Annotated in this window: 18 protein-coding genes and 1 other annotated feature; of the genes, 1 reads left to right on the top strand and 17 read right to left on the bottom strand. The window is 40.7% G+C overall.

What is annotated here, in order from left to right; genetic code table 11:
- Nucleotide 1: 1 nt before the first annotated feature.
- From N8M95_RS00450 to N8M95_RS00425, 6 genes are all read right to left on the bottom strand, one after another.
- Nucleotides 2-484 carry a VanZ family protein gene (locus N8M95_RS00450; protein ID WP_261116363.1) on the bottom strand — a complete coding sequence of 161 codons (483 nt, stop codon included), beginning with the start codon at nt 482-484 and terminating at the stop codon, nt 2-4.
- On the bottom strand, nt 484-1,569 hold the full coding sequence (gene rlmN / locus N8M95_RS00445) for a dual-specificity RNA methyltransferase RlmN (RefSeq protein WP_000804766.1): 1,086 nt from the start codon (nt 1,567-1,569) through the stop codon (nt 484-486). Before rlmN ends, N8M95_RS00450 begins: the two co-directional genes overlap by 1 nt.
- 20 nt (nt 1,570-1,589) lie before the next feature.
- The gene (locus N8M95_RS00440) at nt 1,590-2,120 is read right to left on the bottom strand and encodes a YutD family protein (protein ID WP_261116362.1); all 531 of its coding nucleotides are present in this window, start codon (nt 2,118-2,120) and stop codon (nt 1,590-1,592) included.
- Nucleotides 2,121-2,277: 157 nt separating this feature from the next.
- Nucleotides 2,278-2,883, bottom strand: coding sequence for a superoxide dismutase SodA (gene sodA / locus N8M95_RS00435; RefSeq protein ID WP_261116361.1), 606 nt, complete (start codon nt 2,881-2,883; stop codon nt 2,278-2,280).
- A gap of 416 nt (nt 2,884-3,299) precedes the next feature.
- Entirely contained in the window at nt 3,300-4,337 is a 1,038-nt protein-coding gene (gene holA, locus N8M95_RS00430; RefSeq protein ID WP_261116360.1) for a DNA polymerase III subunit delta, read from the bottom strand.
- A 32-nt stretch (nt 4,338-4,369) separates the two neighbouring features.
- Entirely contained in the window at nt 4,370-5,305 is a 936-nt protein-coding gene (locus tag N8M95_RS00425) for a dihydroorotate oxidase (protein ID WP_261116359.1), read from the bottom strand.
- 244 nt (nt 5,306-5,549) lie between these two features.
- Here N8M95_RS00425 and gdhA point away from each other — a divergent pair, with 244 nt between their 5' ends.
- Entirely contained in the window at nt 5,550-6,896 is a 1,347-nt protein-coding gene (gdhA, locus tag N8M95_RS00420; protein ID WP_050108763.1) for an NADP-specific glutamate dehydrogenase, read from the top strand.
- Nucleotides 6,897-6,991: 95 nt separating this feature from the next.
- Here the strand turns inward: gdhA and N8M95_RS00415 are convergent, their stop codons facing one another.
- From N8M95_RS00415 to mecA, 11 genes are all read right to left on the bottom strand, one after another.
- On the bottom strand, nt 6,992-7,636 hold the full coding sequence (locus tag N8M95_RS00415; protein ID WP_261116358.1) for a TetR/AcrR family transcriptional regulator: 645 nt from the start codon (nt 7,634-7,636) through the stop codon (nt 6,992-6,994).
- A 16-nt stretch (nt 7,637-7,652) separates the two neighbouring features.
- A complete protein-coding gene (locus N8M95_RS00410) occupies nt 7,653-8,657 on the bottom strand; it encodes an NADP-dependent oxidoreductase (protein ID WP_049542935.1) in 1,005 nt (334 codons plus the stop codon).
- 280 nt (nt 8,658-8,937) lie between these two features.
- Nucleotides 8,938-9,306 carry a 50S ribosomal protein L7/L12 gene (rplL, locus tag N8M95_RS00405; protein ID WP_001196965.1) on the bottom strand — a complete coding sequence of 123 codons (369 nt, stop codon included), beginning with the start codon at nt 9,304-9,306 and terminating at the stop codon, nt 8,938-8,940.
- A gap of 72 nt (nt 9,307-9,378) precedes the next feature.
- Complete coding sequence (rplJ, locus tag N8M95_RS00400) at nt 9,379-9,879, bottom strand: 50S ribosomal protein L10 (RefSeq protein ID WP_001287281.1); 501 nt, start codon at nt 9,877-9,879, stop codon at nt 9,379-9,381.
- Nucleotides 9,880-9,917: 38 nt separating this feature from the next.
- Nucleotides 9,918-10,053: a sequence feature (ribosomal protein L10 leader region), on the bottom strand.
- Between the two features lie 76 nt (nt 10,054-10,129).
- A complete protein-coding gene (locus tag N8M95_RS00395) occupies nt 10,130-11,389 on the bottom strand; it encodes a TRZ/ATZ family protein (protein WP_078238287.1) in 1,260 nt (419 codons plus the stop codon).
- Between the two features lie 304 nt (nt 11,390-11,693).
- Nucleotides 11,694-13,442, bottom strand: a complete 1,749-nt coding sequence (locus N8M95_RS00390; protein ID WP_120718677.1) for an ABC transporter ATP-binding protein — start codon at nt 13,440-13,442, stop codon at nt 11,694-11,696.
- A 1-nt stretch (nt 13,443) separates the two neighbouring features.
- Nucleotides 13,444-15,168 carry an ABC transporter ATP-binding protein gene (locus N8M95_RS00385; protein ID WP_020901494.1) on the bottom strand — a complete coding sequence of 575 codons (1,725 nt, stop codon included), beginning with the start codon at nt 15,166-15,168 and terminating at the stop codon, nt 13,444-13,446.
- A 60-nt stretch (nt 15,169-15,228) separates the two neighbouring features.
- Nucleotides 15,229-16,167 (bottom strand): peptide-methionine (R)-S-oxide reductase MsrB, encoded by a 939-nt coding sequence (gene msrB, locus N8M95_RS00380; RefSeq protein ID WP_261116357.1) that lies wholly within the window; start codon nt 16,165-16,167, stop codon nt 15,229-15,231.
- A 98-nt stretch (nt 16,168-16,265) separates the two neighbouring features.
- The gene (thrB, locus tag N8M95_RS00375) at nt 16,266-17,135 is read right to left on the bottom strand and encodes a homoserine kinase (protein ID WP_261116356.1); all 870 of its coding nucleotides are present in this window, start codon (nt 17,133-17,135) and stop codon (nt 16,266-16,268) included.
- 1 nt (nt 17,136) lies between these two features.
- The gene (locus N8M95_RS00370; RefSeq protein ID WP_261116355.1) at nt 17,137-18,423 is read right to left on the bottom strand and encodes a homoserine dehydrogenase; all 1,287 of its coding nucleotides are present in this window, start codon (nt 18,421-18,423) and stop codon (nt 17,137-17,139) included.
- Between the two features lie 151 nt (nt 18,424-18,574).
- The gene (mecA, locus tag N8M95_RS00365) at nt 18,575-19,312 is read right to left on the bottom strand and encodes an adaptor protein MecA (protein ID WP_000782684.1); all 738 of its coding nucleotides are present in this window, start codon (nt 19,310-19,312) and stop codon (nt 18,575-18,577) included.
- Between the last annotated feature and the right edge of the window lie 206 nt (nt 19,313-19,518).

The raw sequence follows: 19,518 nt of genomic DNA, 5'->3' as shown, positions 1-19,518 counted from the left end.
TTTAATTCCTTATCTTGTTTTTATGTAATTGTTTATAGAGGAACCAAGCCAGATAGCCACCTAAGGTATTGGTCCACAAATCATCAATCTCAAAGACGCGATTAAAATCAAAGAAAAAGTCCAAGACTAACTGCGTACACTCAATTCCAAGACTCACTAGAAAACTAAAAAGTAGCACTTTTTTTGTTTTCCGCAAGTTTGGAAGGAGATAAAGGAGTTGGAATACCAAAGGAAAAAGCAAGAAGACATTGAGGATATTTTGTAAAAAAATCCAAGATAATTGTCCTACATCACTCACTTCGCCCAGTTTCCAAAAAGAATTGAAAGGAGTCAAAAGAAAAACCAGGCGTCCAAGATGCTGAATACCTGGAGTTTCCACTCCCACGGGAGATTGTTCTTGAGGAGTAAAGCAAAAGTAGATGATACAAATACTATATAAAATAACTCCCCAGACCAAAACATGATTATAAGTTTTCTTCATCATTAAGGATTGACTGCTGCGACTGCTTTCTGGCGGTCACGTTTCATTGTATTAGAACGCAATTGTCCACAAGCTGCATCAATATCAGTACCATGCTCTTGACGAACAACACAGTTAACACCTTTTTTCTTAAGCGTATCATAGAAGGCCAGGACGCGCTCTTTAGGACTACGGCTATATTGGTCATGCTCACTAACTGGGTTATAAGGAATCAAGTTTACATAAGACAATTTCTTGATGTTCTTGAGCAATTCAGCCAATTCCAAGGCTTGTTCTACACCGTCATTTACTTCATTGAGCATGATATACTCAAAGGTTACACGACGGTTGGTTGTCTCAATGTAGTACTCAATAGCAGCAAAGAGTTTTTCAATTGGAAAGGCACGGTTAATCTTCATGATGCTTGAACGCAGTTCATTGTTAGGTGCGTGAAGGGAAACGGCAAGATTGACTTGAACTCCTTCATTAGCAAAATCACGAATTTTATGGGCCAAACCTGAGGTTGAAACCGTAATGTGACGAGCACCGATGGCCATTCCCTTGTCATCATTAATGGTACGAACGAAATTCAAAACATTGTTGTAGTTATCAAAGGGCTCACCAATTCCCATGACAACGATATGGCTGACGCGTTCATCCTGACCACGCTCATCAAAGTATTTCTGAACCAGCATGATTTGCGCTACAATTTCCCCATTATTGAGGTCACGTTGTTTCTTAATTAAACCAGAGGCACAGAAGGTACAACCGATATTACAGCCGACCTGAGTGGTCACACAGACTGACAAACCATAGTGCTGACGCATCAGTACAGTCTCAATTAGCATACCATCAGGCAATTCAAAAAGATATTTGACCGTACCATCAGCAGACTCTTGAACGATACGTTGTTTCAAGGGATTGACCACAAACTGCTCATTAAGCTTAGCAATCAAATCCTTGGAAAGGTTGGTCATCTCTTCAAATGACTGGACACGTTTACGGTAAAGCCATTCCCAGATTTGATCTGCACGGAATTTCTTTTCTCCCTGCTCCAATACCCATTCCTGCATGGTTTGACGTGTTAAACTATAAATTGACGGTTTCATTTCTTCTCCTTATTCTCTACTCACTTCTGACGAATGACAAAATGACGTTGTCCCTTATCCTCTTTCTGAGAATGCTGGTCTTTCTGACGACGTCTATTTTTCTTATCTGCATTCGGTTTTCGTTTGGTTTGAGCCGGTTTCTTTCCTTTTCTAGAAGACGGTTCTTCTTCCTTCTTACGCATTTTCTTGTCAAATGATGCTCGCTTAGGGGCTTCATTTTCTAGGACAAAATAGGCACAACCATAACTACAATACTCTAAAAGGTAGTCTTGTAAACGACTGATTTTTTCAAGTTTTTCTTCTGTTCGTTCATCCTTGTAAAAACCGCGTAGGCGAAGTTGTTCGTTACTCCAATCTCCCACGATATAATCAAACTTGGTTAAGACTTCTGAAAAACGCTGATTAAAAGCTGTCACATCGAAGGCATCCTTGCTATTTTCCACCAAGGAAAAAGCGATCCCTTCCGTTTCGACCTTGTCCCCGTGTAAATGGAACTCAGGACCAGGAAACTTGTTATAGTTGTATAATTCAGGTGCAATTTCTTTTCGCATAGATATCCTTTTTCCACGATTACTTAATACTTTATTCTACCATAATTTCTAGCAGTTAGCACGTTTCTCTTAAAAAATGAAAAAAGTCTGACGATTTTGTCAGACCAAAATAATATAACCTTAAAAAGAGAAGAACAATTCTTCCCTCCAACTATCATTATTTAGCAGCTGCGTACAATTCATCTACTTTGTTCCAGTTGATTACTGAGAAGAAAGCTTTGATGTAGTCAGGACGCACGTTGCGGTATTTCACGTAGTAAGCATGTTCCCAAACGTCCAAGCCCAAGATTGGTTTTTTACCTTCTGAGATTGGTGTGTCTTGATTGGCTGTTGAAGTCACTTCAAGTTTACCTTCTTTGTTGACAACCAACCATGCCCATCCTGAACCAAAACGAGTTGTTGCTGCTGCAGTGAAGGCTGCTTGGAATTCTTCAAATGAACCAAATGTTGCATCGATTGCTGCTGCAAGTTCTGCTGACGGAGATGTTTTTTCAGGAGTCATCAATTCCCAGAAAAGAGCGTGGTTCAAGTGTCCACCACCATTGTTGATAAGCGCTTGACGGATATCAGCTGGAATAGATTCTACATCAGCAAGTAAGGCTTCAAGGTCTTCACCGATTTCAGGGTGTTTTTCTAGAGCTGCATTAGCATTGTTGACATAAGTTTGATGGTGTTTGTCATGGTGCAAGTGCATTGTTTCCGCATCGATGTATGGTTCCAAAGCGTCGTATGCATATGGAAGATCTGGTAAGATAATAGCCATCTGTAATACCTCTTTTTCTTTCTATATGAAAATGATAACGCAAACATTCACTTTTTTCAAGTTTTTTGATTATAGATGAAGAAATCACTGAAATACTTTCTAATAATACTCTTCGAAAATCTCTTCAAACCGCGTCAACGTCGCCTTGCCGTAGATATGTTACTGACTTCGTCAGTCTTATCTACAACCTCAAAACAGTGTTTTGAGCTGACTTCGTCAGTTTCATCCGCAACCTCAAAACAGTGTTTTGAGCTGACTTCGTCAGTCTTATCTACAACCTCAAAGCAATGCTTTGAGCAACCTGCGGTTAGTTTCCTAGTTTGCCTCTTTGATTTTCATTGAGTATAAAATAAGCAAATCAGCAAGAAACCCACGACAAGATAATTTTGACGCGGGTTGTAGTTTCAAAAATAGTATCAATTTACCTGACTAGCAATCTGTAAGAGTGCCTTTTCAAAAAGGAAACCTTTTTCATAAAGACCTGTCTTAATCTGATAGTCTGTCTCAATCAAATAAGAAATAGCTTGCTTTAAAAAGCTCAAGGAAAGTCCTCGTGAATCCCTTAGCGCAAACTTGATTTGATAGGGATTAGGATTGCGTCCGAGATAACTACCTAAACTACTTGCAATCTGCGCTTCTGTTTGCCCAGACTCCGACAAAATTTTCACCTGAGTAAAAGTACGAAATTGTCCCATCATGACAGCTATGAGCTTAATTTCGTCTTCCCCTTGCAAGGTCAAGTCTCTAACCAAATCACGCGCCTGGTCCATCTTTTTAGTCAGAATAAACTGAGTTAAATCAAAAATATTGTCCTGTAAGGTCTTAGGTATTGCGTTGACAATATCCTCTTCATCGATAACAGAGTCTTCCTTATAGGACTGTAAAAAGAGGAGATTTTTCTGGATTTCGCTAAATTGAAAACCCGACTTGATGAGGAGATTTTCAAAAGAATGATTGGCAAACTGCAGACCTTGTTTCTGGCTCCACTTTTGGAAATACTGGCGCAATTCTTGTTCTTTGGCTTCTACTGCATCAAAGACCTTAGCATCACGCTTAAGTAATTTAACCAACCGCCTTTTGCTATCCAGCTTTCCTTCTGCAAAGATTATCAACTTGGTTGTTGGTGAAGGATTGTCAAAGTATTCCTCAAATGACTTGAGCTCATCATCTGTCAAAAATCGTTTTTTAGCAGTCGTGATATCAACAAAATGGTCTAATATCACGATTTTTTCATCCGCAAAGAAAGGAAGACTGACCAACTCCAGTTCCACATCCTTGTAAACTACTTCTTTCATATCAAAGTAGGCAAAGTTAAGGTCAGCAGAATCATAACCAATCTGTTTCAATACTTGACTCTTCATAACTTCAAACTGGCCCTGATCTGTCCCTGTAAATAGGCTCAGACTAGGTAAATTTGATAAAGTCAACTTCTGACTTTCTTCAATGGCTAACATCTTCTCTCCTTTCTTCTAACTTTTTAGTTCATTTAATCAATATAGCGCAATTTCCCACGGAAATCTTCTAGGCTTTCGTACCCTTTTTCCGCCATAATTGCTTTTAGTTCATTGGTAATGCGTTCAAAAGTAGCAACTCCTTCTTTATGAAGAGTGGTTCCCACCTGCACCATACTCGCTCCACAGAGAATATGTTCAAAGGCATCACGACCAGTCAGAACGCCACCTGTTCCGATGATTTGGATTTGAGGGTTGAGACGTTGATAAAAGGCATGAACATTGGCTAGCGCAGTCGGTTTGATATACTCTCCACCAATGCCACCAAAACCATTTTTAGGACGGATAACGACAGACTCATCTTCTATATAAAGGCCGTTTCCGATAGAGTTGACGCAGTTGACAAACTTAAGAGGATACTTGTTGAAAATAGCTGCCGCTTGGTCAAAGTGAACAATGTCAAAATATGGTGGTAATTTAATTCCAAGAGGCTTAGTGAAGTAAGCGAACACCTCTGCCAAAATCCGGTCTGTTGTCTCAAAATCATAGGCAATCTGAGGTTTACCTGGAACATTTGGACAGGAGAGGTTTAGCTCAGTCAGACCACGAAAATCACTCTCTTGGACTTTTTTCAAGATAGTATGGGTTTCCTCTGGAGACATGCCGACTAGAGATAGGAAGAACGTTCGGTTTGGCTCTTTTTCCTGCAAGTCCAAAAGATAGTCCAAATAATAGTCTAAACCATTATTTGGCAAGCCCATAGAGTTGATAGAACCAAGCGGGACATCTTGGTAGCGTGGCTCAGGATTTCCCTGACGGAAGTTCAAGGTCGCTGTCTTGGTCACAAAAGTTCCTGCCGCTGAGTTTTTAACGCCCTCTAACTCTGCTATCGTCATACAAGCCACACCTGCAGCATTCATCAAACAATTGTCAAACTCAAAACCAGCAATTTGTGTTTTCGTTGATACCATGATTCTGATCCTCCGAATTCCATTTATTTCTAATATTATACCATATTTTCAGCTTTTCTCTTTAAGAAAGTCATTTATAAGAAAAACGTTCGTTTTTTATCCAATTTCAAAAAATTCCAATTTCAAACAACCCCAAAAATCAAATTGAAAGAATTTTTAGAAAATTTTTGTTTTTCTCTTTACAGTTAAAAAAATTTCTGCTATAATGACACACATAATTAAATTAGAATTTAAGGAGAACGATATGACATCTGCTAAAGAATATATCCAAAGCGTGTTTGAAACTGTAAAAGCTCGTAACGGGCACGAGGCTGAGTTCCTCCAAGCTGTTGAAGAATTTTTCAACACTTTAGAACCTGTATTTGAAAAACACCCTGAGTATATCGAAGAAAATATCTTGGCACGTATTACTGAGCCAGAACGCGTGATTTCTTTCCGTGTTCCTTGGGTTGACCGTGATGGAAAAATTCAAGTAAACCGTGGCTACCGTGTTCAATTCAACTCAGCTGTTGGACCATACAAAGGCGGACTTCGTTTCCACCCAACTGTAAACCAAGGGATCTTGAAATTCCTCGGATTTGAACAAATCTTTAAAAACGTCTTGACTGGACTTCCTATCGGTGGAGGTAAAGGTGGATCAGACTTCGATCCTAAAGGTAAAACAGATGCTGAAGTGATGCGCTTCTGCCAAAGCTTCATGACTGAGTTGCAAAAACACATCGGACCATCACTAGACGTACCTGCTGGTGATATCGGTGTTGGTGGACGTGAGATTGGTTACCTTTACGGTCAATACAAACGCCTTAACCAATTTGATGCTGGTGTCTTGACTGGTAAACCTCTTGGGTTTGGTGGTAGCTTGATTCGTCCAGAAGCAACTGGTTACGGTTTGGTTTACTACACTGAAGAAATGCTCAAAGCTAACGGTAACAGCTTTGCTGGTAAGAAAGTGGTTATTTCAGGTTCTGGTAACGTTGCTCAATACGCTCTTCAAAAAGCAACTGAACTTGGTGCAACTGTTATCTCTGTATCTGACTCAAATGGTTATGTCATCGATGAAAATGGTATCGACTTCGATCTTTTGGTTGATGTTAAAGAAAAACGTCGCGCTCGTTTGACTGAGTATGCAGCTGAGAAAGCAACTGCTACTTATCATGAAGGCTCTGTATGGACTTACGCTGGTAACTACGATATCGCTCTTCCATGTGCGACTCAAAACGAAATCAACGGTGAAGCTGCTAAACGCTTGGTTGCTCAAGGAGTTATCTGTGTCTCTGAAGGTGCCAACATGCCAAGCGACCTTGATGCCATCAAAGTTTACAAAGAAAATGGTATCTTCTACGGACCTGCCAAAGCTGCCAACGCTGGTGGTGTAGCCGTTTCAGCCCTTGAAATGAGCCAAAACAGTCTTCGCCTCTCATGGACTCGTGAAGAAGTTGATGGACGTCTCAAAGACATCATGACAAACATCTTCAACACAGCTAAAACAACTTCAGAAACATACGGTCTTGATAAAGACTACCTTGCAGGAGCTAACATTGCTGCCTTTGAAAATGTAGCAAACGCTATGATTGCACAAGGTATTGTTTAAGATTCATTTGCTTAATCCTCAATCACTCTGATTGGGGATTTTTACATTGGGTTCAAAAAAAGCTCACCATTAACAGTGAGTTTTAACATCAGAATTTATTTTACTTTCATTAGGGCAGATGACAAACATTCAACAATTTCATCAACTGTTTCATCTATGTTTATAGTTCCTTCATCATTCAACATCATTGGAATAAGATAAGAAAAACTCAATGCTAATATGTAACGAACAATTCTTTCATTTGACCAATTTAGAATAAGTCCTTTTTCTTTAAATTGATTCAAAACGGGGCTAATTGGTTCTATTATAGATTGAACAATAATATTTCCTAACTGGATAGAAAGATTTTTATCAATAAAAGAACGCCCCAAGAGAATTTTAACATGCATTTGATTCTCCTGAATGAAAAAGAGCCTATCTTTAACAATACTTTTTAAAAAGAAGGGAAAAGTTTCTTGATCTACTGTGAATTTTTTTTCTGAGAAATCCGCAATCACTTCTGGAATAACCTGTTCTAGAAAAGTAGATAAAATGGCTTCTAAAATACCTTCCTTTGTTTTAAAGTAACTAAAAACAGTTCCTTCTGACACTCCAGCGCGTTCGGCAATAAGGCTGGACGTTGTATTTTCAAATCCAATTTCTGAGAATAATTTTAAGCTTGATAATAATACTCGACGTTGTTTCAAGCTCAAGTTGCTAACTTCTAACGTCTGAGCATACTTTTGTTCTAAACTTTCCATCGCTAGCACCTCTCTTCTACTCTCTTACTTTTACGACTTTTTTGCCTCGACTGTGTCCCATTTTCAGACTACGATAGGCTTCTCTAACTGACTTTAGAGAAAAGTCATACACTTGATCAATTTTCAGCTGAACCTTCCCGTCTGAGACCATTTCAGCTAAAGTGCTAAAATCATCATATGTGGAATGTCTCGGACCAGTAAACTGAGCACCTTTTATCATAACATAGGGCGAAGGTACTAATGTCCCAATAGCTGTCCCTTTCAAGCCTAAACTAAAAGCCAATCTAACATAATCAGATCCATAACAATCCAAAAATTTTGTAATAGGCGTTGGACTAGCTGATAGAAGAGCCTTCTTGATATTCTCTTCGTAACTTACTGGTATGGCACCTAAAGACTTCAGATACTCTGCATTTTTCTTACTTGCTATTCCAATCACTGTCGCCCCCTTAGCAACTGCATACTGTACTGCAATACTTCCAATACCTCCTGCTGCAGCTGAAATAACAACAGTATCTCTTGAATTTAAACCGATTCTTCTAAAAGCCCCACCCACAGTTAGAGCAGCTACTCCCATAGTAGCTGCGTGAGTCATGTCGATCATCTCTGGTTTGAATACAATTTCCGATTCATTGACACAAATTTCTGTTGCTAAAGCTCCCCTCTTAGTTCCCAAACCAGGATCGCTAATCATTGTTCCAAACACCTTATCTCCTACTGAAAACCTAGTTACTTCATTTCCAACTTCTGTAATAACTCCAGAAAAATCTCTCCCCACACCTCTTGGAAATAGAGATGATTTGGATTCAAACCAACGACTTGGTTTCCTTAATTTCGTTATAAAAGATAGAAATCGAAGGGGTTTCGCTCCCTCAAAAGTTTTATAATCAATAGGATTTAAACCAACAGCATGAACTTCTACTCTCACTTGATTTACATCCAAGGCTGTAGAGTCTATCTGCAGCAAATCCAAGTCCTCTTCGTTACCGAAACGACTGTACTCTATTGCTTCAACAACCATTTTCTTTACTCCTTAATTTCACAAAAATTGAGTGAGCACTCATTTTTATAAATTATACTCTTAATTTGTAAGAAAATCAATATTATCGTTTGATAACGATTTATGACATGATACAAATATCCATCATTTCGATTTACCAATATGATTCTTTCAATCTAACTCTCCTCACTTTTAAAGATTCCTTTCCCCCTTTTTGCCCCATGACAGATAAAAAGAAAAACCGCTAGTCCTAAGAATAGCGGTTTAATCATGTTTTTAAGCTACTAATGTAGTTGCTCTATTATTTAAGAGTAACTGAAGCTCCAGCTTCTTCCAATTTAGCTTTGATTTCTTCAGCTTCTGCAGTTGCAACGCCTTCTTTAACAAGTGCTGGTGCACCGTCAACAAGTTCTTTAGCTTCTTTAAGTCCAAGACCTGTGATTTCACGTACAACTTTGATAACGCCAACTTTTTTGTCGCCTGCAGATGTCAATTCAACATCGAATGAATCTTTAGCAGCACCAGCGTCAGCAGCACCAGCTGCAGCAACAGCTACAGGAGCAGCTGCAGTTACACCAAATTCTTCTTCGATAGCTTTTACAAGGTCGTTCAATTCAAGGATTGAAGCTTCTTTAATTTCAGCAATAATGTTTTCAATGTTCAATGCCATTGTTATTTCCTCCAAATATGTTTTAAATTTATAATATATTTTCGTAGCTAGGCTACGCTGCGTAGCTTAAGATTAAGCTGCGTCTTCTTTGTTGTCTGCAACCGCTTTGACTGCAAGAGCAACGTTGCGCACTGGCGCTTGAAGTACAGAAAGGAGCATAGAAAGAAGTCCTTCGCGGTTTGGAAGAGTTGCAAGTGCAAGAATCTCTTCTTTAGATGCGACAGCGCCTTCGATTGCACCACCTTTAATTTCAAGTGCTTCAGCGTCTTTAGCAAAATCGTTCAAGATTTTCGCTGGTGCGATAACATCTTCGTTAGAAAATGCTACTGCAGATGGTCCAACAAATACTGATGCAAGTTCTTCAAGACCAGCTTTTTCAGCTGCACGACGCAAGATTGAGTTTTTAATCACTTTATACTCAACTTCGCTTCCACGAAGCTCACGACGAAGAACTGTATCTTGCTCAACTGTTAAACCACGAGCGTCCACAACGACGATAGATGCAGCAGCTTTCATTTTTTCAGCTACTACGTCAACTAGTTCCGCTTTTTTAGCAATAATTGCTTCACTCATTAGTGTGTTCACCTCCGTTATTATTTTGCTTGGGGAATTTTTCCAAAAGAAAAACGCGCCCAAACCTAGACACGAAAGTACAATACGCTTCTTTTTACATGATACGTTTTGTCCTCGGTAGGATATTTATGAGTCGAGCTCCCCTACTGTCTTAGGCAGTTTTTTCAAACCGTATATAAGTATAGCATAGTCAAAAAAAGAATGCAAGATTTTTGCAAACTTTTTTTAAAATTTTTTCGTGATTTTTCTTTTAAAGTTCTACTGTCAGTACTTGACCTTGCTTAACAACCTGTTCTCCGGCAATATAAACATCATCTACATCACTAGATTTAACTGCATAAACCAGATGAGAAAGCATATTTTCTTGGGGTTGGAGATGGATTTTTCCTTGTGGTTGAATAACGAGAAAATCTGCTTGCTTTCCGACTTCTAGACTTCCTATCTGATTTTCCATTCCTAGGACCTTAGCCCCTTCGATTGTCAGAGCCTTGAGGGCTGTTTCGATTGGGAATTGGCTGGCATCCCCACTTTTCATCTTCTGAAGAAGGGCTGCAGTCCGTCCTTCCTCAAACATATCTAGATTGTTATTGGAGGCAACCGAATCCGTCGCAATTCCGACTGCTACTCCTGCTTTTTGCAGTTGAATGATAGGAGCAATCCCTGATGCCAGTTTGAGGTTACTAATAGGATTGTGGGCAATAGACACTTGAGAAGTTGCCAAGCGTTCAATTTCTCTCTCGTTTAATTCGACCCCGTGAGCAAAGACAGACGGATGATCTAAGTAACCCAGTTCTTCAAGAAAGGCGAGGGGGCGTTTGCCGTATCGTTTCAGGATAATTCCTGACTCCTCCTTGGTCTCCGCCACGTGGATATGGATTGGAATAGCAAGCTCTTTTGCCATGTCTAAACTTTCTTCCAGCAAGTCTCTATCACAGCTGTAGGGAGAATGTGGGGCTACCATCACCTTGAAATTTGGATTTTTATATCCAATAATTTCTTCAATGATTGCTCGAGTTCTGCTTATGGTCTCAGCAGTTGTCTCTGCCTCTGAAGAAAAAAGAGTCGGTGAGAAATAACAACGCATCTTGGAAGTTTTCACTGCCTGATAAATCCGTTCAATATCCACACCATTGGGATTATACATATCGTTAAAGGTTGTTGTTCCTGACTGGAGCATCTCTGTCAGAGCTTCTTTAACCGCCTTAGTAGTCATGTCGGGAGTAAATCCTGCTTCTGCAGGCCAGATATAGTCATTGAGCCATTCATGGAGATTGCTATCATCTCGAATTCCTCTCAATCCGGTCATAGCAGAATGGGTGTGACAATTGACCAAACCAGGCATAATCCAGGCTCCCTGATAGTCTATAATCTGCTCAGCTTGCTCTATAATCTCTGACTGCTCTTGACCAACATAGACGATTTGAGAATCCTTAACGGCTAAGATTCCATCTAGATAAACATGGAAATCTTTGTCACAAGTCACGATATTTACATGCTGAAAGACTTTCATTCTAGGCTCCTTTTCTAAAAGACAATTTATACTTCTCTTCAAACCACGTCAGCTTCACCTTGGAGTAGATATATGATTACTGACTTCGTCAGTTCTATCTACAATCTCAAAGCAGTATTTTGAGCTGACTTCGTCAGTCTTATCTACAGCCTCAAAGCAGTGCTTTGAGCAACCTACGGCTAGCTTCCTAGTTTGCTCTTTGATTTTCATGGAGTATTACAGTGAACAATTTTTCTAGCTATTGTAACAAAAAAGTCACCCAAAGGCAACTTTTTTTGTCCATGAGATTTTAAAATATAAAGCATTATTCAGAGCTAAAAGCTGCAGCTTGCTGCATTTGGTAATACTTGCCCTTTCGAGCCATGAGTTCTTGATGATTACCATACTCAACGATATCACCATTCACCAAGACAAGGATTAAATCTGCATCCTGAATGGTTGACAAGCGGTGGGCGATGATAAAGCTTGTGCGCCCCTTCATGAGCTTAGCAAAGGCATCCTGAACCAATACTTCTGTCCGTGTATCGATAGAAGAAGTCGCCTCGTCTAATATAAGAATCTTTGGAATAGCCAGAAAGACACGCGCAATGGTCAAAAGTTGAGCTTGACCGACAGAGAGAGATTCTCCAGCATTTTCAAGCTTGGTATCATAGCCTTGGGGCAACTGTTGGATGAAAAAGTCGGCATTGGCTGCTTTGGCTGCAGCAATCACCTGCTCCCGACTGGCTTCAGGATTGCCAAAGGCAATATTGTCATGAATGGTCCCTTGATTGAGCCAAGTTTCTTGGAGCACCATGCCAAACTGCTGTCGAAGAGAGGCACGACTATAATCATAAATGGATTTCCCGTCCAGCAAGATATCTCCTGAATTAATGGGATAAAAACGCATAAGAAGATTGATAAGCGTTGATTTTCCGGCACCTGTCGGGCCAACAATAGCCACCTTGCTACCAGCTGGGATGTCAATAGATAAATCCTTAATCAAAATCTTTTCAGGATTGTAACCAAAAGAGACCTGTTTAAAGGAAATTGCTCCCTTAACCTGGTCACTGGTCAAGACTTCCTTACCTGTTTCAACCACTTCAGGACTTTCTAAGACAGCATAAACACGCTCTGCACATGCCAAGGCACTTTGCAATTCGGCTAAAACTGAAGAAATATCGTTAAAGGGTTTGGTGTACTGTTGGACATAGTTCAAAAAGGTCACTAAACGCCCGATGGTCAAGGTAGACCCCATCATGATACGATAAGCTCCTAATCCAGCTAGAAGAGCATAAATGAGCGCATTAACAAAGCGAGTCGAAGGATTGACCGTTGAAGAATAAAAGATGGCTGACTGAGAGTAGCTTGAGTAGTTGTCATTAGCCTCACGCAGCCTTTGGATAAACTCTGTTTGAGCATTAAAAGACTGGATAATCGTCTGTTGGCTAAGCGATTCTTCAATCAACTGGGTCTGAATTCCCCTCGTCTCTGTTTGCTTCTGAAATAGATGATAGGAGCGTTTAGCAATAAAGCGTGAGATTACCATAGATAGTGGCGTCAACAGCAAGACTAAGAGGGTCATGAGGAGATGAATTTGGAGCATGGCTAGAATACTAACCAAAATCATCAAGACGCCAATGAAAAATTGGTTAAAAATCATGGTCAAGCCAACTGCTAACTGTTCTATATCCGTGGTTACACGACTGACCATTTCTCCACTGCCTTGCCGATCTACAAAAGAAATCGGTAAACGATGGAGCTTATGGATGATTCGCTCTCGCAAGTTTCTAGTATAAGAGAAGATTAGGCGATTATAGAGGAGAGGATTGACCCATTGAACGAGAGTATTTCCTATGACCACCAAAATCATCTGAATGAAAATGTGCCAAAAAACTGATGATGAACCAGTCACTAGGACTTGGTCGATGACCTGCCCAATCAAGATAGGTAGGTAGATTGATAAACCAACCTGAGCAATAGTTCCTAGAAAGGCTAAGAAAAGGAGGAAAGGATGGCTTGCTAAATCTTTGGCCAAACGTATGAACGTCTGGTTTGCAGTTTGTCGTCTCATGCTAGTCCTCCTTTCCATGTTGGGATGCGTTGATTTCACGATAGACTTGACTGGACTTCATCAAGTCCTCATGCTTGCCGATAGCTAGAAGCTCACCTTTTTCCAAGAGGAGAATCTGGTCAGCCATCTGTAAAGTCGAGGTTCGTTGAGAAATCAAGATTAAGCTTGTATTTGGTAAGTTTTCTCGGATAGCTTTCAAGAGCTTGGACTCAGTAATGGTGTCGAGGGCCGAGGTCGCATCATCTAGGATGAGAAATGGAGCTTGGCGCAAGACTGCTCGAGCGATCGACAACCTTTGTTTTTGTCCACCTGAGAAATTTCGTCCTCCTGCCTCAACTAGGGTATCTAAGAGCCCTTCCTTTTCACTAACAAAATCCTTGGCTTGTGCAATTTCCAAGGCCTGCCATAGTTCTCGGTCAGTTACTTCTTGATCTAAACCTAGAGTCAAGTTGGAACGAATAGTTCCCTTAAAGAGTTCAACCTTTTGGGGCACATAGGCAATCCAAGACCGCCACTCCTCCAAATTACGAGGACTAGATCCATCTCGATAAAGGTCAATGCTTCCCTTATCTGCTGGATAAAGTCCAAGGATGAGTTGTACCAAGCTTGATTTACCAGAACCCGTTCCCCCAATAATACCAAGGATTTTCCCTTGAGTCAGGTCAAAGGAAATATCTCTCAGAGAAGGCTGGGCCGCATCAGGATAGGTAAAGGTCAGTCCTTGAACTTGTAAAACCTGATTACTAGTAGTTTGCTTTTGTTCTAATTCTAAATGGATATTTTCTGGAGCTTCAGCAAAGACTTCCTCGATTCGCTTAGCAGAGATATAGGACTGGTTTAGGGAATTTATCAGCATAGCTAGCTTGACCAATTCCACCAAAATCTGTAGGAGATAGTTGATGAGGGCAATAAGAGCACCTTGACTGAGTAAGCCTCCTTGTATAGAAATATAGCCTTGCCAGATGATAACGAGAAGAGTTCCATTGACAATCAGATAGGTCAAAGGTGTTAATAAACTAGACCAGAAACCAGTTTTCTCTTGTAATCTAGCATAGACTTGGTTAAGGATTTGAAAAATCTGTAACTCTCGTTTTTCTTGCCCAAAAGCACGAATAACTCGCATCCCTTGTAATTGCTGGCGCGTTTCTTGAACCAATTGGTCCGTTTTCATTCTGAAACTGCTGTAGAGAGGATTGACCAGTCGAGAGAGGCCTACAATGATAATGGTCAAAATGACAACCATGACTAAAAACCAGAGAGTCAACTCAGTTGAGATTCGATAGGCCATAAAGATAGCTCCAAAAACGATAATTGGTGCTCGCAAAAAGAGACGCAGGAATTGATTGATACCAGTCTGAATCTGGTAGGTGTCCGAAGTCAAGCGAGTCACCAAGCTCGAAGTTGTCAAACGGTCTCTGCTGTCCTTAGGCAATGAAAGAATATGACGATAGAGGTCGTCTGTCAGTTCTTTGGCAAATCCTACCGCTGCCTTGGCTGAGTAAAACTGAGCTATCAAGGCCACTACAACGCCAATCACTGCAAAGATAAGGAGCAGGCCAATCTGCATCCAGAGATGACCTTGATCCCTCTGGGGCAATGATTGGTCAACAATCCCAGCAATCACCATAGGAACTAAGAGCTCAAACACAGCTTCAAGTAGCTTGAACAAGGGTGCTAAAATTGATTCCTTGATGTAAGGTTTGAAGTAAGATAATAGGTGTTTCATAAATCCCTTCTATTCGTATTCTAGAAATGAAGAAAGTGGGAAGTACCCACCCTCTCTGATTTATTTGTTTAAGTAAGGTAGTAGATAGCCATATCCTTCCTCTTCCATCTCATCCTTGGCCACAAAGCGCAAGGAAGCAGAATTGATACAGTAACGGAGGCCACCTAACTCCCGAGGCCCATCTGTGAAAACATGACCCAAGTGAGCATTTCCCGACCGAGAACGAACCTCAATTCTCTCCATTCCATGGCTGAGATCCTTGTAATAATGAATCAATTCCTTGGAAATCGGACGGCTAAAACTTGGCCAACCACATCCTGAGGCAAACTTATCCTTGGCAAAAAAGAGGGGCTCACCTGTCGTAATATCTACATAAATCCCTTCTTCAAAGGTTTGGTCATAGGCATTGGTAAATGGAGCCTCTGTAGCAGCTTCTTGGGTAACACGATAGGATTCTTCAGATAAACTGCCCTTTAATACCTCTTGACTAGGCTTTTCATAATTTGCTGCGTCAATCAATGGCTTATCAGCATCGGTCACATCGATATGACAGTAACCTGAAGGATTCTTCTTAAGATAGTCTTGGTGGTAATCTTCAGCCAGAATGTAGTGGCGAAGTTTCTCCACCTCTACTGCAATCTTTCGACCCAGCATGCGCTCCTGCTCCTGCACCACTGTGTAGATAGCAGGTAGGTCTGATTCATCCTGATAATAGATCCCAGTTCGATATTGGCGACCACGGTCATTCCCTTGTTGATTGATGGACAAGGGATCGATGACTCGAAAATAATAGAGCAAAATCTCTCTGAGTGACACTGTCTTCTCATCATAAATCACTTGAACCGTCTCTGCATGGTCTGTTTCCTTGAGTAGCTGGTAATTAGTCGTTTCGACTTGTCCATTAGCGTAGCCGACACTGGTTGTTAATACGCCTGAAATTCGTGAAAAATACTCCTCTAGGCCCCAAAAACAACCACCTGCTAGATAAATTTCTGCCATCTTTATTTCTCCTTTATCAAGTTTTTAACTCGAATTCTTTTCAAAAAAAGGATAGGAAGCCCTCTGGTCGAAAGTTTCCCCATCCTATCTTCTATTCTTTATTTTGATTCTACACGGACACCTTGGGTATCAACTTTCAAATCATGCAGTTTGCCTTTGAAGGGTTGCTTTTCCAATTCTGCCTTAATGGCTGGCATCTTGTCATGAGAGGCCAAGACCATAACTGTTGGCCCAGCACCAGAGAGATAAGTTGCATAGGCACCATTCTCTTTGGCTACTTGCTTAATCGTCGCAAATTCTCTTACCAAGTCCTGACGATAGCGCTCGTGGAAGAGATCCCCCTCAATTGCTTGGCCAGCTGTCACCATGTCTCCTGCCAACAAGGCCGCAACCACCACATTGGCGATAGAACTAGCTGCAACAGCTTCCTTATAGGACAATTTCTTAGGCAAGACACCACGGCTGTCTCGAGTACGCAATTCATAGTTTGGAATGTAGGCTAGGAAATCACACTCTGGGAAGTCTGCTACAATAGCAGAAACTTGTCCATCAACTGAGCTTGCAATAACGAGATTACCATAAATGGCTGGAGCCACATTGTCAGGATGCCCTTCAATCTTGGTCGCCAACTGCAATTTTTCATGGTCTGACAAGTTGAGCTGCCCCAGTTGGTTGGCTAGCTCAATCCCAGCAACAATAACCGAGCTGGAAGAACCCAAACCACGCGCCAAGGGAACATCACTGGTCATTTTCAAACGTCTTGGTTGCAAGTCTGGTACAATTTGCAAAGCGATTTTGAGCAAGAGATTACGCTCGTCATGTGGAATCCATTTGCCAATCTGGTGTTCAATCAACCACTCTTCTCGTTCTTCGCAGACCTCGATTTGAAGATACTTGGTTACAGCCACACCGACCGAATCAAAACCTGGTCCAATATTGGCACTGGTTGCAGGTACAATAATTTTCATCTTATTCTCCTAGCACTTTGAAGGTATTCAAGAGGTCAAATTCTGAAACCTTCTTCAATTCAGCTGAAACATTTTCAAGCTGGGCTTTATTAATCTTGTGTGTGATGATCACAACACGCGCCTTGTCACCCTCTTTGCCATCTTGAAGAATTTGCTTGAAGGAAATATCTTGGGCATTGAAGATTTCAGCAAGTTTCAAGACCTGACCTTTTGAGTCTGGGGCCAAGATTGAGAAGTAGTAATTAGCTTTGACATCCTCTGGATTAGCCAAGACCAAGTCACGACTGTATTCGTTGAAGTCTTTGCCAATAGTTCCATCATTCAAGCGACGAACAATACGGACAATATCCGCCACAACACTTGTTGCAGTTGGTTTTTGACCAGCACCTGGTCCATAGTACATAGACTCACCAATACCGATAGATTCTACAAAGACGGCGTTCATCACACCATTCACACTGGCAAGTGGGTGCGCTTTAGGAAGGAAGGTTGGTGTTACTTCTGCAGCAATACCTGAATGAGTTTCCTCGATAGAACCAACCAATTTCACTACATAACCAAGGTCTTGGGCTACAGCGACATCTTCTGGTGTGATATTGCGAATCCCCTTGTGGGCTACATCATCAAAAGCAACCTTCATACCAAAGGCAAATTGGCTCAAAATAACCATCTTGTAGGCTGCATCAATCCCATCTACGTCATTTGTCGGATCGCTTTCTGCAAAACCTAGTCTTTGTGCTTCCGCAAGAGCATCATCGTAAGACCAGCCTTCTTCCACCATCTTGGTCATCATGAAGTTGGAAGTTCCGTTGACTACACCAAGCACACGAGTGATTTTGTCAGAAGCTAATGAATTTGCTAGCGTACGAAGAATTGGAATACCACCAGCTACTGCTGCTTCGTAATAAAGTGCTACCTTATTAGCTTTAGCGATTTCTAACAATTCTGCACCATGGACAGCCAAAAGGTCCTTATTGGCAGTGACAACGTGTTTCCCAGCTTCCAAGGCACGAGTAATAAAGGTCTTAGCAGGTTCGATACGACCCATCAATTCCACTACGATAGTAATATCTTGGTCTGATAAAATGTCATCCACATTGGTTACAAAGTTAAAGTCATTCCCAGCAGCAAGCAAGCGATTCTTTTCATCTTCATCCTTGACCAACACCTTAGCGACTTCAATCTCTGAATGTGCTGATTGATTGATTTTTTCTCCATTTTCCTTTAGGAGAAAAGGCACACCACTTGCAACGGTACCAAATCCTAGTAAAGCAATTTTAACTGTCATGTTTGTCTCCTCGAAATTTTCTAATATAGCCATTATAACAGAATTTTGTGAAAATTCCTATTATAGTAAATCACTATTTCAATCTAGAAAAGAAAAAACGAATCAGACGATTCGCTCTTCTCAAAATCTAGAAATAGCTTTCCAGAAAGGATTATCCAATCTTTTGCAGATTAAGTACTGCATCGTGATTCATCAAGACTTGACCATACTCTTGCAAGACTGAACGACTGATATCACTATCGTCCGCAAACTCGCGCATACGGGCCAACAGCCAAGCTGGATATGGACTTGGATGATTTTCAATATCCACTAAAATGGTCAAATAATAGCGCTCATTCATCTTGTAGAGTTCAGAAGTTTCCATCTCAAAAGTCACTGTCTTGGCAAAAGCCACCAAATCAGCTAATTTTGCGAAAGAAAGGATGTAATAGATGTAGGGCTCTTTCTTGCTCTCAACTTCTTGTTCAGCCTGCTCCTGCTCTTCTTCCTTGGCTTCGACTTGCTCTAGAGATTGAATGGCTTCGATATCATCCTTAGTTTTGTCCGCGATGCTTTTTTCCAAGGTTTTGATAAATTCATCTGGAGACATTTGAGCCAATTCTTCCATGTCTGGCAAATCCGATAAATCTTCAAAATCTAAATTTTGATCAATCTTTGATTTGGTTACAAAGACATCGACCTTATCAGGTTTTGGAGTCACACGGAAGCTCAACATACCTGTATCTAGGAAGCTATCAGGCATCTCTAACTCATCCAAGATAGCATAAAAGAACTCTTCTGTTTTTTCTTGAGGAACGAGAAAGTCAGCAATCTCCATTCCTCGATCCATCAAATCCTCTAAAGACATCGTGATTTTTAAAGTTGTATCACTGATTTGTTTCATTTTCATTGCTAGTAACCTCATACTTTCAGTTCTATCTATTATACTAGATTTTTACGATTTTATCAAAAGAAGGCTCCTCTGTCGGGATAGATTTTCCATAGGGTAACTTCTCAAAGTAACTTCCACTTTCCTAACCGAAGTGGAAATTAGTCTAAAACAGATTTTTATGGTGGAATTCAGTGTGAGACGTTTGAGTTAGAAATAAGGCTCAC

This window comes from Streptococcus mitis (assembly GCF_946190325.1).
In the GTDB taxonomy this organism is placed as follows: domain Bacteria; phylum Bacillota; class Bacilli; order Lactobacillales; family Streptococcaceae; genus Streptococcus; species Streptococcus mitis_CF.
Note: the sequence above shows the minus strand (reverse complement) of the source record. Positions and strands in the feature narration are given on the sequence as shown.

Coding starts and splice junctions, on each gene's coding strand:
- N8M95_RS00450 (WP_261116363.1), bottom strand. CDS start 484: ATGATGAAGAAAACTTATAATCATGTTTTGGTCTGGGGAGTTATTTTA.
- rlmN (WP_000804766.1), bottom strand. CDS start 1,569: ATGAAACCGTCAATTTATAGTTTAACACGTCAAACCATGCAGGAATGG.
- N8M95_RS00440 (WP_261116362.1), bottom strand. CDS start 2,120: ATGCGAAAAGAAATTGCACCTGAATTATACAACTATAACAAGTTTCCT.
- sodA (WP_261116361.1), bottom strand. CDS start 2,883: ATGGCTATTATCTTACCAGATCTTCCATATGCATACGACGCTTTGGAA.
- holA (WP_261116360.1), bottom strand. CDS start 4,337: ATGTTAGCCATTGAAGAAAGTCAGAAGTTGACTTTATCAAATTTACCT.
- N8M95_RS00425 (WP_261116359.1), bottom strand. CDS start 5,305: ATGGTATCAACGAAAACACAAATTGCTGGTTTTGAGTTTGACAATTGT.
- gdhA (WP_050108763.1), top strand. CDS start 5,550: ATGACATCTGCTAAAGAATATATCCAAAGCGTGTTTGAAACTGTAAAA.
- N8M95_RS00415 (WP_261116358.1), bottom strand. CDS start 7,636: ATGGAAAGTTTAGAACAAAAGTATGCTCAGACGTTAGAAGTTAGCAAC.
- N8M95_RS00410 (WP_049542935.1), bottom strand. CDS start 8,657: ATGGTTGTTGAAGCAATAGAGTACAGTCGTTTCGGTAACGAAGAGGAC.
- rplL (WP_001196965.1), bottom strand. CDS start 9,306: ATGGCATTGAACATTGAAAACATTATTGCTGAAATTAAAGAAGCTTCA.
- rplJ (WP_001287281.1), bottom strand. CDS start 9,879: ATGAGTGAAGCAATTATTGCTAAAAAAGCGGAACTAGTTGACGTAGTA.
- N8M95_RS00395 (WP_078238287.1), bottom strand. CDS start 11,389: ATGAAAGTCTTTCAGCATGTAAATATCGTGACTTGTGACAAAGATTTC.
- N8M95_RS00390 (WP_120718677.1), bottom strand. CDS start 13,442: ATGAGACGACAAACTGCAAACCAGACGTTCATACGTTTGGCCAAAGAT.
- N8M95_RS00385 (WP_020901494.1), bottom strand. CDS start 15,168: ATGAAACACCTATTATCTTACTTCAAACCTTACATCAAGGAATCAATT.
- msrB (WP_261116357.1), bottom strand. CDS start 16,167: ATGGCAGAAATTTATCTAGCAGGTGGTTGTTTTTGGGGCCTAGAGGAG.
- thrB (WP_261116356.1), bottom strand. CDS start 17,135: ATGAAAATTATTGTACCTGCAACCAGTGCCAATATTGGACCAGGTTTT.
- N8M95_RS00370 (WP_261116355.1), bottom strand. CDS start 18,423: ATGACAGTTAAAATTGCTTTACTAGGATTTGGTACCGTTGCAAGTGGT.
- mecA (WP_000782684.1), bottom strand. CDS start 19,312: ATGAAAATGAAACAAATCAGTGATACAACTTTAAAAATCACGATGTCT.